At 35.4% G+C, this 16,253-nt stretch carries 15 protein-coding genes; 12 read left to right on the top strand and 3 right to left on the bottom strand.

Annotated elements, in window-relative coordinates; genetic code table 11:
* Nucleotides 1-81 precede the first annotated feature (81 nt).
* From HMPREF3267_RS10775 to HMPREF3267_RS10745, 7 genes are all read left to right on the top strand, one after another.
* On the top strand, nucleotides 82-954 hold the full coding sequence (locus HMPREF3267_RS10775; RefSeq protein WP_002478642.1) for an alpha/beta fold hydrolase: 873 nt from the start codon (nucleotides 82-84) through the stop codon (nucleotides 952-954).
* A gap of 105 nt (nucleotides 955-1,059) precedes the next feature.
* Nucleotides 1,060-1,770: a MerR family transcriptional regulator gene (locus tag HMPREF3267_RS10770; RefSeq protein ID WP_002460401.1), complete on the top strand. Its 711-nt coding sequence runs from the start codon at nucleotides 1,060-1,062 to the stop codon at nucleotides 1,768-1,770.
* 210 nt (nucleotides 1,771-1,980) lie between these two features.
* Nucleotides 1,981-2,661 (top strand): GntR family transcriptional regulator, encoded by a 681-nt coding sequence (locus HMPREF3267_RS10765; protein ID WP_062078091.1) that lies wholly within the window; start codon nucleotides 1,981-1,983, stop codon nucleotides 2,659-2,661.
* Between the two features lie 24 nt (nucleotides 2,662-2,685).
* A complete protein-coding gene (gene gntK / locus HMPREF3267_RS10760) occupies nucleotides 2,686-4,224 on the top strand; it encodes a gluconokinase (RefSeq protein ID WP_002478643.1) in 1,539 nt (512 codons plus the stop codon).
* Nucleotides 4,225-4,250: 26 nt separating this feature from the next.
* Nucleotides 4,251-5,609 carry a gluconate:H+ symporter gene (locus tag HMPREF3267_RS10755; protein ID WP_002478644.1) on the top strand — a complete coding sequence of 453 codons (1,359 nt, stop codon included), beginning with the start codon at nucleotides 4,251-4,253 and terminating at the stop codon, nucleotides 5,607-5,609.
* A gap of 117 nt (nucleotides 5,610-5,726) precedes the next feature.
* Entirely contained in the window at nucleotides 5,727-6,593 is an 867-nt protein-coding gene (gene galU / locus HMPREF3267_RS10750) for a UTP--glucose-1-phosphate uridylyltransferase GalU (protein ID WP_002460395.1), read from the top strand.
* 410 nt (nucleotides 6,594-7,003) lie between these two features.
* Nucleotides 7,004-7,318: a DUF1433 domain-containing protein gene (locus HMPREF3267_RS10745; protein WP_081095649.1), complete on the top strand. Its 315-nt coding sequence runs from the start codon at nucleotides 7,004-7,006 to the stop codon at nucleotides 7,316-7,318.
* A gap of 64 nt (nucleotides 7,319-7,382) precedes the next feature.
* Here HMPREF3267_RS10745 and HMPREF3267_RS12810 read toward each other — a convergent pair whose 3' ends face one another.
* Nucleotides 7,383-7,583, bottom strand: coding sequence for a DUF6007 family protein (locus HMPREF3267_RS12810; RefSeq protein ID WP_002478646.1), 201 nt, complete (start codon nucleotides 7,581-7,583; stop codon nucleotides 7,383-7,385).
* Nucleotides 7,584-7,751: 168 nt separating this feature from the next.
* Complete coding sequence (locus HMPREF3267_RS10740) at nucleotides 7,752-9,392, bottom strand: phospho-sugar mutase (RefSeq protein ID WP_062078089.1); 1,641 nt, start codon at nucleotides 9,390-9,392, stop codon at nucleotides 7,752-7,754.
* 240 nt (nucleotides 9,393-9,632) lie between these two features.
* Here HMPREF3267_RS10740 and HMPREF3267_RS10735 point away from each other — a divergent pair, with 240 nt between their 5' ends.
* From HMPREF3267_RS10735 to HMPREF3267_RS10725, 3 genes are all read left to right on the top strand, one after another.
* Entirely contained in the window at nucleotides 9,633-11,126 is a 1,494-nt protein-coding gene (locus HMPREF3267_RS10735) for a glycosyltransferase (protein WP_062078087.1), read from the top strand.
* 353 nt (nucleotides 11,127-11,479) lie between these two features.
* A complete protein-coding gene (gene lpdA, locus HMPREF3267_RS10730) occupies nucleotides 11,480-12,832 on the top strand; it encodes a dihydrolipoyl dehydrogenase (protein ID WP_002492495.1) in 1,353 nt (450 codons plus the stop codon).
* Nucleotides 12,833-13,015: 183 nt separating this feature from the next.
* A complete protein-coding gene (locus HMPREF3267_RS10725; RefSeq protein ID WP_002460385.1) occupies nucleotides 13,016-13,207 on the top strand; it encodes a hypothetical protein in 192 nt (63 codons plus the stop codon).
* Nucleotides 13,208-13,361: 154 nt separating this feature from the next.
* Here the strand turns inward: HMPREF3267_RS10725 and HMPREF3267_RS10720 are convergent, their stop codons facing one another.
* Nucleotides 13,362-13,628, bottom strand: a complete 267-nt coding sequence (locus HMPREF3267_RS10720; protein ID WP_062078085.1) for a DUF1413 domain-containing protein — start codon at nucleotides 13,626-13,628, stop codon at nucleotides 13,362-13,364.
* A gap of 154 nt (nucleotides 13,629-13,782) precedes the next feature.
* Here HMPREF3267_RS10720 and HMPREF3267_RS10715 point away from each other — a divergent pair, with 154 nt between their 5' ends.
* Together HMPREF3267_RS10715 and HMPREF3267_RS10710 are read left to right on the top strand one after the other, a co-directional pair.
* Entirely contained in the window at nucleotides 13,783-14,478 is a 696-nt protein-coding gene (locus HMPREF3267_RS10715) for an SDR family oxidoreductase (RefSeq protein WP_002478651.1), read from the top strand.
* A 190-nt stretch (nucleotides 14,479-14,668) separates the two neighbouring features.
* The gene (locus tag HMPREF3267_RS10710) at nucleotides 14,669-15,913 is read left to right on the top strand and encodes an acetylornithine deacetylase (protein WP_371106721.1); all 1,245 of its coding nucleotides are present in this window, start codon (nucleotides 14,669-14,671) and stop codon (nucleotides 15,911-15,913) included.
* The last annotated feature ends 340 nt before the right edge of the window (nucleotides 15,914-16,253 follow it).

The following is a 16,253-nucleotide window of genomic DNA, read 5'->3' as shown; positions in this document are numbered from 1 at the left end:
ATGTTCTGGTGTATGCTTAACTATATAGAAGTTCACTATAATAGTGACTATTAATATAAAAATAATTAAGGTGTTATAAGAATGAACAAACAGAATTTTTCGACAGAACAATATACATTGAAACATTATGATCATGAGCAAAGCGAAGTCGTATTTGCTGGAGATAGATCATCATCAGACATCATTGTCTTTATTCATGGTGCGATGATGACTTACCGTATTATGGCAATGTTCGAGCCGTACTTCAGAGAATATCAAATGATTTTTGTCAATTGTCCAGGCAGAGGAGAAAGTTCCGAATTAACAACAACGAAAGACACTTTAGATGATTATTCTGAGAGGATATATGATGTATTGAGTCAAGTGGTTGAGCAGCATGGAATTAAAAAGATGATGTTGCTAGGCTATTCAATGGGTGGCATGATAGCGACACGACTACTTAAATTTAATACATTACCAATTACACATCTTGTCTATTTAAATAGTGCAGCGCGGATAACCCCGAATACCAGTATGCTGTCGCGATTATTTTCAGGTGATAGTAAGCGTGAACATTTAAAGGATGAAATGGCAGCAATAAAAAACTTGCCACAGTATATATTAGATAAAACAGTTTATGCCAAAACTGAAAGTGCTAAAGATATATTTTCCTTTTTAGCACCAGTAAAAACGATATTAACGGATATTGAATATTCAATTAAAGCGGACTATTTACCAGACATTGAAGAGATTGAGCAATTTCCTAAACTGCTATTTATATCTGGAGAAGATGACGAAATTATTCCTTATACTGATTCGCATGAAACGCTACTAAAATATCAAGAGTTTGGTGGTACTGCAGTTGAAGTTGTTTACCCTGGTATCGGTCATTTAGATTTTCCTACGGTCCTAGAATCTCAAGAAGATGATACGAAAGGTATTGTCGATCAAATAAAAGCATGGGTAGCTTCATAAGTGGGTTTTAAGACTGCCGTATGTCTAAAATTTTTAAAAATTTTTAAAAAAAGCTTGCACGTGACGTAAGGTCATAGCGTACGTTAACGGTAGGAGGTGACTTGAATGTCTCAATATAGTATCGGAGAAGTAGCACAGCAATTTAATATTACAGTGCGTACATTACAGTATTATCACAAAAAAGGTTTATTGCTACCTGCAAGTACAACGGATGGACAACGACGTATGTACAATGAACAAAGTTTAAAACGTTTGAAATTAATCTTATTGTTGAAAGAGTTAGAACTGTCGCTTGATGACATTAAGAAATTATTAAATGACGATCAACAACTAAAATCTTTGAAACTGATATTACAATTGAAGAAAGAGAACTTAGAACAAGACATGCATGATGCAAAACGCACTGTCGATACAATTAATCAATTACAAAGGATGATTGCACAACATTCTACTTCTCCAATAGAAGAATTTACAGACATTCATCTAATGATGACAAAATCAAAACAACTTAAATCTTTTTATCGACGTCTATGGTTAAGTGCGGGTGTGATAGGGGTTATTCAATACACAAGTATTGTTATTAGTATTATACACCGCAGCGCGCTACCATTTGTCAAAGTTCTACCATTGTTGGTGATTTATGGGATAGGTATTGTATATTTTTATCGACACTATATTTATTATTTATGCCCAAATTGTCACACACGCTTTAAACCAGGAATGTGGTCATTTATTAAAGCGCGACATACGATGCATACACGTAAGCTCTCTTGCCCACATTGTCACGAAACACATTATTGTGCTGAAGTTAAATAGTCCATCAGTTATACAATCCTCCAAACTTTTATTAAAAAGTGTTGGGGGATTTTTTTATGCTTAAAAAGTAAAAATATGACCTTAAAATGTATCATTGATTAGTTCAATACAGCTGTGCAATCAAAAAGAAAGCGCTTGCAAAAGTAAGGGTGATATATTAATATACTTGTATACAAGTTAGATTGTAATAAAAATAAGTGAGGTGATGAGATGACTGACCATTATCCAGTTGCTTGGCAAGAAGGCATGACGAAAGGTGAAGCACTGGCAGCCGAAATTCGTTTACAAATTGTTAAAGGTACAATACAAACAGATACATTGTTAACCGAAAATCAAGTGGCAAAGCAGTATAACGTAAGTCGGTCCCCAGTGCGTGATGCCTTTAAGTTATTACAAACCGATCAACTGATTCAATTAGAACGTATGGGCGCGAAAGTATTAACATTTGGTGAACTAGAGAAAAAGGAAATGTATGACTTGCGGCTTATGCTTGAATCATTTGCTTTTGCCAAAATTAAAGATAAAGACCTTCAAAGTATTGCGAAAAATATGCGCAAACATCTTGAAATGATGAAAGTTGCAGTGCAATTTGAGGATGCCGAAGCATTTACAGAACATGATTTTAAATTTCATGAAACAGTTATTTTTGCTACTAATCATCAATATTTAAAAACGTTTTGGCATCATTTAAAACCGGTAATGGAAGCACTAATTCTACTTTCTATGCGACAACGTATGCAGCAAGATATAGAGGATTTTGAACGCATTCATCATAATCATAGCGTTTTTATAGATGCTATTGCGTCTTATGATACAGTAAAGTTACGTGAAGCATTTCATTTAAACTTTGATGATGTTGGTAAAGACATTGATAGCTTTTGGTTACGTTAAATAACAAAGAAAGAGGGGTTCGTTATGAAATATATGATTGGTGTCGATATTGGAACGACAAGCACAAAATCAGTACTTTACGATGAACATGGACAATTTATTATGAAACATCATATTGGTTATCCACTGCATACACCAAACGTTGATATTTCAGAAGAAAATCCTGATGAATTATTCGATGCAGTACTAATGACAGTTAAATATGTCGTGCGTGAGGCAGATATTGCTAAAGAAGATATTAAATTAATATCCTTTAGCGCACAGATGCATAGTCTCGTAGCCGTCAATGCAGCGCACCAACGCTTAACTGAAAGTATCACTTGGGCGGATAATAGAGCCAGTCACTACGCAGAACGATTAAATAAACAACATCACGGTTTGAATATTTATCAACGTACGGGTACACCTATTCATCCGATGTCGCCGCTAGCAAAAATATTTTGGATGAAACATGAACAACCAGAAATATTTCAGCATACAGCGTACTTTTTAGATATCAAATCTTACATATTACACCAACTTTTTGATACGTTTGTCATCGACCATTCGATGGCATCAGCTACAGGCTTATTTAATTTAGAAAAGCTAGATTGGGATGATGAGGTGCTTGATTTACTAGGTATTTCAAGAGATCAATTACCTCAGCTTGTATCGACAACGCATATTTTAAAAGGCATGAAAAAGCGTTATGCAACATTGATGGGCATAGATGAAAATACCCCTGTGATTGTTGGCGCAAGTGATGGTGTACTTTCTAATTTAGGTGTGAATAGCTATCGGAAAGGTGAAGTTGCAGTAACAATAGGGACTTCAGGTGCAATACGGACGGTTATTGATAAACCACGCACGGATTACAAAGGACGTATTTTCTGTTATGTGTTGACAGAAAATCATTATGTGATTGGTGGTCCAGTAAATAATGGTGGTGTCATCTTGCGCTGGTTACGTGATGAACTTTTAGCCAGTGAAGTAGAGACTGCAAAGCGTTTAGGCGTCGATCCTTATGATGTGTTAACGAAAATTGCTAGCAGAGTAACACCAGGAGCGGAGGGATTGATTTTTCATCCGTATTTAGCGGGAGAGCGTGCACCGCTGTGGAATGCTGATGCACGTGGCTCCTTCTTTGGTTTAACGCTATCACATCAAAAGGAACATATGATACGTGCAGCATTAGAAGGTGTATTATTCAACTTATATACGGTGTATTTAGCTTTGATAGAAGTCATGAATGAAACGCCAAATAAGATTAAAGCGACAGGTGGTTTTGCGAAAAGTGAAGTATGGCGTCAAATGATGGCGGATATTTTTGATACTAAGTTAATTGTGCCAGAAAGTTATGAAAGTTCGTGTCTAGGTGCATGTGTCTTAGGCTTATTAGCATTAGGTGAGATTGAAGATTTTTCTGTAATCGAAGATATGGTAGGAACAACACATCATCATGAGCCAAATCCGGATACGGTACAGATTTATCAACAATTAGTATCTATCTTTATCAACTTAAGCCGTTCACTTGAAGATCACTATACAGAAATAGCTGCATTTCAACGTAAGAATATAAATTAAAAATGATTAAAGAAGAGGGGATTGCCATGTTTGGAGAAATTTGGCCATTAATCAGTGTTGTCCTAGGCATTATCATTCTACTAGGATTAATTATAGGTTTGAAACTCAATACATTTATTGCATTAATTATTACATCAGTAATAACTGCGATGTTATTAGGGATGCCATTAAGCAAAATTATGACGACAATCGAAGCCGGAATGGGTAGTACGCTTGGACATATTGCGTTAATATTTGGGCTCGGAGCTATGCTTGGAAAATTACTTGCAGATGGTGGCGGTGCAAACCGTATTGCCGATACTTTGATTAACAAATTCGGTCAAAAGTACGTACAATGGGCAATGTTAATAGCTGCATTTATTGTCGGTATTGCACTGTTCTTTGAAGTAGGATTAGTCTTATTAATCCCGCTAGTATTCACGATTGCTAAACGCGCAAACGTATCTGCGCTTAAATTAGGATTGCCAATGGTCACTGCTTTATCAGTGACACACGGATTTTTACCACCGCATCCAGGGCCTGTGGTTATCGCTAAAGAATTGAAAGCAGATATTGGTCAAGTCTTATTATTTGGTATTATTATTGCGATTCCAGTAACGATTATTGCAGGACCTGTCTTTAATAAGCTTGCACAAAAAATGGTGCCGTCTGCATATACTAAGGTTGGCGATATTTCATCATTAGGTACACAAAAAACATTTACAGAAGCAGAAATGCCAAGTTTTGGTTTGAGTATATTTACGGCAATATTACCTGTATTGTTAATGTTGTTTTCTACAATCGTACAATTGATTACAGGTCACAGTAAAGCGACTAATGGTTTTGAATCTGTTGTTTACTTTATAGGTACAGCAGGAACAGCAATGTTGATTGCAGTTATCTTTGCTATTTTCTCAATGGGCTTACATCGTGGCAGAAAAATAAATGACATAATGGAATCTGTAACGAATGCAATTTATCCTATTGGCATGATGATTTTAATCATTGGCGGTGGAGGTACATTTAAACAAGTACTGATTGATGGCGGTGTCGGTGATACCATCTCTAAAATGTTTGAAGGTTCAACGATGTCACCTATTTTACTTGCATGGATTGTAGCTGCAGTATTAAGAATATCATTGGGTTCAGCAACGGTTGCAGCAATATCCACAACGGGTATTGTGCTACCCTTACTGCAACATTCAGACGCAAATGTAGCACTTGTTGTGCTAGCGATTGGTGCAGGAAGTGTCATCTTATCACATGTAAATGACGCTGGCTTTTGGATGTTTAAAGAATACTTTGGTTTAACTGTTAAAGAAACCTTCTTAACATGGTCAATGTTAGAAACGATAATCTCTGTGTCAGGAATTATTTTCATCTTGTTCATAAGTCTGTTTGTCTAAACATATATCATCATAGCAATAATATAGTGTAGTATGAAATATCAGTTAAAATCCCTATCAATACACTACAAATAATGATAAAATTTAAACTGAAATTGAAAGGGGTTACTAAACGATATGAAACAAATAAAAAAAGCCATCATACCTGCTGCTGGATTAGGGACACGTTTCTTGCCAGCAACAAAAGCGATGCCTAAAGAGATGTTACCCATTTTAGATAAACCAACGATTCAATATATCGTTGAAGAAGCGTCACGTGCGGGAATTGAAGATATTATTATCGTGACTGGGAAACATAAACGTGCCATCGAAGACCATTTTGACAATCAAAAAGAATTGGAAATGGTATTAGAAGAAAAAGGGAAAACAGAATTACTAAAAAAAGTCCAATATTCTACGGATTTAGCTAATATTTTTTATGTGAGACAAAAAGAACAAAAAGGTTTAGGACATGCGATTTATTCAGCGCGACAATTTATAGGTGATGAGCCATTTGCGGTATTATTAGGTGATGACATAGTAGAATCAGATACACCAGCAATCAAACAACTAATGGATGCGTATGATGAGACTGGTAAGTCCGTTATTGGTGTGCAAGAAGTAGCAGAATCAGACACACACCGTTATGGCATCATAGATCCTTTAGAGAAACATGGTCGTCGTTATGAAGTAAAACAATTCGTTGAAAAACCAGCACAAGGTACTGCACCGTCAAATTTAGCTATTATGGGACGATACGTCTTAACCGCCAATATATTTGATTATCTAAAAACACAAAAAAGAGGCGCTGGAAATGAAATACAATTGACAGATGCTATCGAACGCCTAAACAAAGATGATCAAGTATATGCATACGATTTTGAAGGTGATCGCTACGATGTTGGAGAAAAACTTGGGTTTGTTAAAACAACGATAGAATATGCCCTCAAAGATCAAGAAATGAAAGAAGAATTAACACAGTTTATTAAAGATTTAAATTTATAAACTCGATAATTCAAAAATATTGATAACACTAAACGAGCACTTCACTTATTGTTTAACTTAACAAAAAAGTGAAGTGTTCTTTATTATTATGTATTAAATTGATTGTCATAGTTGTTCACCTGGGCCATAGTTTTAATTATATTAGCATTATATACAGTAATATAATAGAATTTAAAGTGAATGAAATATTAAAATGAAATTAAACAAATAATTTAAAGCATTGATAAATTCTACTAATAAAATACTATTTAAAATAAGCGGAAATACTGGAAAGGTGGGGCATAATGAATTCAAGAAAAAGAATGGCTTTGGTTTTGCTTTTTATACTGCTAGTTATCAGCTTTTCAATCTTTTTACTACATAAACGTCAAAAAGATCATTACATAGAAGTACAGTAGAAGCGGATTGATTTGTACTTTAAACACAATCTTAAAGAATATCATTCAATGAAAGTCACGAGTTTTACAAAAAATCCAATGGATGATTACTTTGTCCATGGCTATATCAATGGAAATAAGAAATATTACTTTAAAATACTGATTTCTTCAGTTAATGAATTTAAATTCACTAAAGAAGTAGGGTATAACCCCAAAATACTTGGAAAATTATTTAAAGAGGAAGAGGCTAAAAACAAAATAGGAGCAGATGAAATCATTAAAAAAGAACATTTAGACAAGGAAAAATATGAAGCACAACCACCATTTATTTTGGGGGATATAAAGTGACTTAAAATAATATTTAATGAGATGACCATAGGTTACATTTGTCATATATTTAAAACGTTTTGAACTAACGTCTGGATTTAAAGTAGTCCCATAAGATATGTGTAGTTAAAATCAGTCCCATGGCAAAGAAGAATACAATAATAACGTTTAATATTATGCTAAAAACATTATAAATTGGTAAGTAGCTCAATAGGAGAAACATTGGTATAAGGAAGATTAAATCCCACCAACCTATTGCTTTTAATGTCTCTCTAAAATTGTTCATTCTTATGCACCTCATATAATTAAAAAGTTAGTAAACACATTGTTCTAGTCATTTAAAGTTATAGAATGACAATTTAAACAAGAATTATAACAGCACCTACGTCTTGGTTCCAATATATAGACGTAGGTGTTGTTATTCAACCTTTTACATAGGCGAGATTGTAGTAAATTATTTAAAAACGGCTTGATTGATTGCTTGTGCAGTTTGTTCAAAGTGGTCGACACTTAAAGATACATAGAGTTTGATTTTAGGTTCTGTGCCGGATGGGCGTAATGCGATAAAGCCGTCATTAAAATAAATTTTAATGACGTTAGCTGTCGGTAATGTTATAGGCGATGTGGTTTGTGATACGAGATTGATTTTTTCTCCTTTTTCAAAATCTTCAATGGCTGTAACTTTTAGACCTGCTATATGATGAGGTGTATGTTGTCTAAAGGTTGTCATAAGTGCATGAATTTTTTGTTTGCCAGCAGTGCCTTCAAAGGTATGAGAAAACAACTTATCATGGTGATATCCAACCGTTTCATAAATTTGGTTTAATACATCTTTTAACATTTTACCTTCGTTTTTCAATTGGGATGCATATTTAATAATCAAAGGGACGATTTGTACTGCATCTTTATCGCGTACAAAGTCACCAGCTAGGTAACCATAACTTTCTTCATATCCAAATATAAAGTGTTCATCAGCTGGTAGCTGCCTGATTTCCTGGGCAATATATTTAAAGCCTGTGAGTACTTGACGAGTGTTGATATGGTTATGCTGCGCTAGGCGCACATTGAGTTCGCTGCTGACAATCGATTGTATCATTAGACGATTTGTCATCTTTGCTGTTTGCTTGATACGATAATTTAACAGTAAAGCACCAATTTGATTGCCATTATAATAATGTATATGACCAGCTTCGTCACGTTCAGCAATTCCTAAGCGATCAGCATCTGGATCTGTACAAATCAGTAAATCTGCGTTCGTTTCTTGAGCTAATGACACTGCTTGGTCAAAGGACTTATGATCCTCTGGGTTTGCACTTGTCACTGAGCTGAACTCCGCATCTGGTTGGCATTGTGCTTCTACTAACTTGTAATTCGTAAAGTGAAGTTCATCCAAAATATTTGGGACAACAGGGACACTCGTACCGTGTAAACTTGTAAAGACGACCTTTAAATCTGATGATGGAATATTACCTACGAGTCGTTGAACATCATTAAAGTAATGGTTACGCACCTCAGTTGGTACAGCATAAATATTCTCTGTTTTATTTCCAATGTCTTCATAAGTATTGAGTGAGAGTGGATCACCCAGTTGCGCTATGATGTTACTAAGTTTATTAGAAGGTTCGGTAGATAACTGCCCACCATCAGCACCATAAACTTTAATACCGTTATAGTCTTTAGGGTTATGGCTTGCTGTAATCATGACGCCAGCATCTGCTTCTAAATATCTGACGGCATATGATAAATCTGGTGTAGTGCGATAGGTGTCTGATAAGTAAACAGTGATATCATGACTTGCGAGAACATTTGCTATGATTTGAGCAAATTCTGGTGATAAATGTCTTGTATCATAATGTATGACCGCAGACGGTGCTTTGTGCTGTTTTAGCAGAAAACGTGATAGTCCGATAGCCACTTTATTGACTGTAAATTTATTCAAACGGCCTTCCCCTAGACCGAATTTCCCTCTAATACCAGCAGTACCAAAGGCAAGCGTAGTATCAAATCCTTCATCTTGTTCTTCAGCTGATTGCTGTTCGTAGAAAGTATGCGTTAAACTTTCTTTGGCTTTAGCAATCCATTGGTCTTTGTTCATTTCGACGACATCCTTTTCTATATTTATACGTTCATTCTTCTATTTAAAAAACATACATCCTCATTTGAAATGTAAACTCAATCACATTAATTATAAACAGAAAAATAGAATTTTGAAATATTCTAAGTCATTATTTATGGAGGCGATTTTATTGTTTGCTGTATATTTAGAAGAACAAAAAGTATATAATGGATTAATATTGACTAAATATAAAGGGATGTTAAAGGTGAAGATGTATATATGATTAACACGGTAACAAGTATATTACCACCCGTACACGGTGGAAGAACTAAGGCATTATTGAGTCGAATACGCCTATTAGATCAACACCTAGGAATTCAAAATAAAATTTATACAACCAATTATAATGCTAATTATTTAGAGGTATATCATCAATTTAGAGAAGAAGGTACAGTAACGCCGTCTACAACTTTTGAAAATATGTATGATTGGTTATCTGGCTTTAAATTATTAAATATACCTACAACAAAATTTAGAAAAAAGACCATATATCATGAAACAAATCGTGATATTGAAGGGCTAACTTATAAAGTATCTGACGATGGCAATGTGGTGCGTTATTACAATGAAAAAACGTATGTTTTATATCGAAAATATTATGAAAACACAGATATTGTGCAATTTGAAGATGTCATGTCTCCAATTTCTAAAAAGAAAATTGAACGCAGAGAGTTTAATCAATATGGACAGATGCATCGGAAAACATTTTATTCACGACAAACATTTCGTAAAATAATGGAAGAATATATCGATCAAACAGGTAACGTGTATTGCCGTAAATTTTTTGATTCTACAGTTGCAAAACGCATTGATTTTATTCAAATTTATAAAAATAATTTATTTTATCGTGCTTTTAAGTCAGAAAAAGAATTATTCCAATATTACTTTCAACAGCGCTTCCAAGACGGTGATATTGTCTTTAATGATGCAAGATTGTTAGATATGCCATTACTCAAACAAACACATAAGACGAAAAATGTTTTAGTATTTCATAATAGTCATTTAGAAGGACAGCAAATAAATCGGTCATATCGGTTTGCATTAGAGCATTCAGAAAATGTTGCGCAGTATGTCTTGTTAACAGAGATGCAAAAGCGCGATATCCAAAGTACGTTTGACATTAGTGAACAACAAATTACAGTTTTACCGCATTTTATTCAACCTTATCCTCAACATGATAGTATCCAGCAACAAGATCGTTTTATCTTTATAGGTAGATTAAGTTTACAAAAGCAAGTTGACCATCTGATTAAGGCTTATCACCGTTTCTTAAGTTATGGTTATGGCACGAGACTTGACGTGTTTGGTGCAGATGAAGACAAACAAAAGCAACTGATGCTTGATTTAATTAATGATTTTGGTATACAAGATAAAGTGACAATTCATGATTTTACATCAAATCCATTAGACGAATTTAGAAAATCAAAAGCGTCATTACTCACAAGTGCATATGAGGGATTTGGACTTACCGTTATGGAGAGTATTGAAGTAGGCTGCCCAGTGATTTCATATGATGTCCGATATGGTCCAGCAGAAATTATCGACGATGGCGCAAACGGTTATCTTGTAGAACCAAACAACATTGATGCCTTCGCCCAAAGAATGGCAGATATTGTTAAAGAACCTCTTTCACAAGTTCAGACCAAAAACCAACTAAGGGAAACTCAAGCCATCGCTAACTATAAACAGCTATTCCAAACATTAAAATATTAAAGTTGAATCATAATAAGGGGGGGGCTAGGGCATAATTTTTTTAGGCTCTGAACTCTATATTGGCAGTAGTTGACGGGATTAAAAATATGCTTATCCCAAGTTTTTTCAATTCAAGTCAACCATGCAGGGGCGGGAATACGAATTCACAATGAATTCTAACCGCTCTCTTTATAATTTAGAAATTCTTAGTGAATGGCTAAAAGTGAAGTAAGTTTCATCATTTATTTATACTAATCATTTAATTCTTGTTTTCATTTGCACGTCTCAATCCTTAACGATATGATAATGATGAGGATTGAAGTAAGCGTTTACAATAAATTTACAATACACACATTGTGAAAGGGGTTTAGATGATGGTTGAACAGTTTGATTTGATTGTGGTCGGTGCTGGACCCGGGGGTTATGTTGCGAGTATTCGCGCTGCTCAATTAGGGATGAAGGTTGCCGTCATTGAAAAGGACCGTGTGGGGGGCACATGTTTCAATGTAGGATGTATTCAATCTAAGCTGTTGATTGAACATGGCAAGCGTGTTTATGAAATGAATCAAGCGAAAGATTGGGGCATTTTTGCAAATCATATTGAGCTGGATATTAACAAAATGAATCATCGTAAGGATGAGGTGGTGGATGAGATTATTGGCAATGTTCACCATCTTTTTGATGAAAATCATGTAAATTACATACAAGGAGAAGCGGTAGTTCATAGTGATTTATCTGTTGAAGTCAATGGCCGCGTACTTCATGCCAATGATATTGTATTAGCGACTGGAAGTTCACCATTCGTGCCACCTATTGAGGGTGTTGATAAGATTGATTATGAAACGACGGATTCGTTCTTTAAGCATTCCACTTTACCAGAACAAATAACGATTGTCGGTGGTGGTGTCATTGCGACAGAACTCGCATCTGCCATGGCTGATTTAAGTGTTCATGTAACGATTTTAGAGTCTGGTGACAATATATTGCGCTCTGAGGATAAAGATGTTCAAGCGTCGATACGGAAGTTATTAGATCATCAGGGTGTAAAGATTGTTACACATGCGCGTGTCAATAAAGTAGATACTGATGCTGTTTATTTAGAAAATGGTTCACAGTTACCCTATGGTACACTACTATTTGCAACTGGGCGACGTCCTAATTTACAAGCATTTGAATCTCTTAATTTAACTATGGAAGATAAAACAATTAAAGTGAATGAGTTTAACGAAACATCGGTGCCACATGTCTATGCAATTGGAGATCTTGTAGCCGGTTATCAACTGGCGCATACAGCAAGTGCACATGGTGCCGTTGTGGCTGAGAAAATTGCAGGACTGAATCCCGACCCTGTGAAACAAGAGGATATACCAAGATGTATTTATACGCGAGTTGAATCAGCGTCAATAGGTTTATCTGAAGCACAAGCAATTGCTCAAGGTTATGACGTAAAAGTGACACAATCAAACTTTAAAGAAGCGCCGAAAGCTTTAATAAAGGGGGAAACAAATGGTGTAATAAAAATGGTTATTGATAAAGCCACGCACCATATTTTAGGTATTTTTGCTGCGGGTCCTAATGCTACGGATGTGGTCGGGCAAATGTCAGCTATGCGAGCTGCACATGGTCAACTTGAAGACTTAGCTGCTATGATTCAACCTCATCCAGCGCTATCAGAAACAATTGGTGAAACTGCCAATGCGTATTTTAATAAGGCAATACATCAATAAATTGTTCACAATTACAGTCGGTTTACCTCAAATTTAAGCAGCTTCAAATTAGTTGAAATATACAAATAAAGTGAATTTTAAGATAAATGACTAATTTGTGAAATACATCACATATTACTTTAAAAAATAAAAAAAGAGCGTATTATAGTAGATGTAAGGAATAAGTAATTGGAGTGATAACTGATGCGAAAAGTAATTGAACAAGTTATTTTTTCAAATGAAAGCAGTTATAAAATTCATGTGCATACAGGCGTAAACCAAGGATTAATTGGTGATATTAGAGATGGTTACATCACTATCGACTCTATGCCATATATCGATGCAGAACGATTATATCAATATGGTCTTGAACACAAGGAAGTTGTACCTAGTTAATCAAGACAGCCCCTAAAAAAGAACTCGACTTTTTTGACCCAAGTATCGTATGCCCTTCCTGGCGAACATCAAGGGCATCATATATACCCCAATAACATTGAATAATCTCTGGAAAGCCCACAAACCAATGCGTACTGGTTGTGGGCTTTTAGTATTAAACAACTTTAAAATTCTTTTTAACCTCATTATATTGATACTCTAAATTATAAAGTTTATTTTTGAAGCCATCTTGACTGCTAAAGGGCATACGAACATCATGCATGTTATCAATTTCACGAATAAACTTTTTTTCGGCTGTTTTACGTTGTGCTACCGTCATATTCAGTAATTCTTCTTCACTAAATAAGTCTTCAAAACGAAAACTGAATCCCATGCGTTTCTTTTTTGCTCTTAATTTCATGACACGATCATGATAAGTCATCATTATCTCCCTTTCTATAAACCCATTTTAATTAGACATACTTCCACTTTATACCTTAATATTATATTTTACAAATGGAATTTGTAAGTTGTTTTAGTTTTAACAACAGTGGTTATAAAGATACTAAGCCAAAAAGAAAAGGATGTAGTTATAAATGGATAATATCGTAGGACGTGTTGCTGTAATAACTGGGGCAAGTAGTGGTATTGGTAAAGAAATTGCTAAAGCGATGCATAGCATGGGATTCAGAGTTGTATTAGCAGGACGCAATAGAAAAAGATTAAATCAAGTGGCTATGCATATGCGTAAATATGAACGCTTAATAGTAGAAATAGATATGACTCAACGTCAGGAGGTAGAAGCACTAATTGCTAAAGCGATTGAGTACTTTGGTCGAGTGGATATTCTTGTTAACAGTGCAGGTTTAAGTTTAAGTTCACAAATCACAAGTCATCAAGTTGAGGATTGGGATGCAATGATTGACACGAATCTAAAGGGTACTTTGTATGCTATTAATGCAGTTTTACCACATTTTCAGCAATACAAAGAGGGACATATTATTAATTTAGCATCTATTAGTGCTGAAGAGGTAACTAAAGATAGTACTGTGTATAGTGCAACAAAAGCTGCTGTCCAGATGATTAGTCGAGGGTTAGAAAAAGATTTAGCACGTACAGGCATTAAAGTGACTAGTATTTTACCAGGTATGGTTGATACGCCAATGACTGAACAGAGTGATTTTGGAGGCCGCAAAAAGCTAGAGACCTATGACATAGCTGAAAGTATACGTTATGCCATAACGCAACCGCCACATGTCAATGTAAATCAAATTACTATACGACCAGTATAGAAATATTTTCGTAAAATATAAGCCAAGGCTTTAATGAACTATCGGAATTTTAAAAATAATCGATGCAGTTTATGGTAATGATTAAAGCTCTGACATCAAATTAAGTTTAACTTATTCAGTTGCTAACCATGTCTTGGGGAATGTTACACTGATATTATAGAATAACCTAATTTCTAAGTAATGAAGGGTGATGACAATATTGGAACAAAGATTATTCGACTTGTTAGAATTATTGGTGAAATATAATACAGAAAGCCCTCCTGGACGTAATACAAATCCTTTGCAAGATGATATTCAACGCTTGCTTGAGGATTTAGGTTTTACAATTCAACGTGAGGTACTTTATCCTAATGACAGTATTATTGTAGCCACGTTAAAAGGTGAGGATCCAACAGCACCAAAGTTAATTTTAAATGGACATGTGGATGTGGCTTCTGTCGATGATGATTGTGAGTGGAACTATCCGCCATTTGAATTAACGCATGTTAACGACTGGCTCTATGGTCGTGGTGTTAGTGACATGAAAGGTGGCATGGCTGCTTTATTTTATGTCTTAGAGCGATTACATCAAGAAGGACGTCTCCCTCAAGGTGATATTATTGTTCATTCTGTAGTTGGGGAAGAGGTTGGTGAAGCAGGGACAAAGCGTGCTTGTGAAATCGGACCTAAAGCCGACTTAGCATTAGTCTTAGATACGAGTGATAATATGGCGTTAGGTCAAGGTGGCGTGATTACAGGCTGGATTACAGTTAAAAGTAAGCACACAATACACGATGGCGCACGTCATCAAACCATACATGCAGGTGGTGGCTTATTTGGTGCCAGCGCTATTGAAAAAATGATGAAAGTCATTCAAGCATTAAATGAATTAGAACGGCATTGGGCAGTGATGAAATCGAGTCCAGGAATGCCACCTGGCGCAAATACAATAAATCCTGCTGTTATTGAAGGAGGCCGACATCCTGCTTTTATTGCTGATGAATGTCGTTTATGGATTACGGTACACTATTTACCTAATGAATGCTATGAAGATGTTATTGCAGAAATTGAAACATATTTAAACCAAGTAGCTGCAGCTGATATTTGGTTGAAAGATCATCCATTGTCCTTTGAATGGGGTGGTGCATCAATGATTGAAGATAAAGGAGAGATTTTTCCAAGTTTTGAAATCCCAACGACCCATCCAGGATTTAAAGCTTTGCAACAGGCACATGAACTTGTACACCATAAACCTTTAGAACATGGTATGAGTACGACAGTTACAGACGGTGGTTGGACAGCACACTTTGGTATACCAACAATTTTATATGGTCCCGGAAGTTTGACCGAAGCGCATAGTGTAGATGAAAAAATTACTGCGACAGAATTGCAAACATATAGTGAAGTACTCTATCAATATTTAAAACAATGGTACCAGCACCCAGTAAAAAATTAGAAAAACATGTTGGGATATACATGTAAGTGATTAGAGTTCCAGCGCCTGATTCTTTTCTTCCACTATGATTTCTACAATCTTATTTGCAGACATAAAAACTGGCAAAATCAGTTTTTACTAACAAAGCAAGCTGGGATGAGGGCCAAGCAACGAGGAATACGATAAGCACTTCTACGTACAACGCAAGCTGGGGTGGGGGCCCCAGCAAAGAGGAATGCGAAAAGCATTTCTACGTACAACGCAAGCTGGGGTGTCGAAGTTGTCCTCTAAGAATGCGAGCCAACAATACGAAATATTGTTGTAAATAAAGAAGCACAAAGATGATTTATGTTAAACCATC

Source organism: Staphylococcus sp. HMSC62D11, assembly GCF_001839145.1.
Taxonomy (GTDB): Bacteria; Bacillota; Bacilli; order Staphylococcales; family Staphylococcaceae; genus Staphylococcus; species Staphylococcus lugdunensis.
The sequence above is the reverse complement of the archived record's forward strand: the minus strand, read 5'-3'. Positions and strand labels throughout refer to the sequence as shown.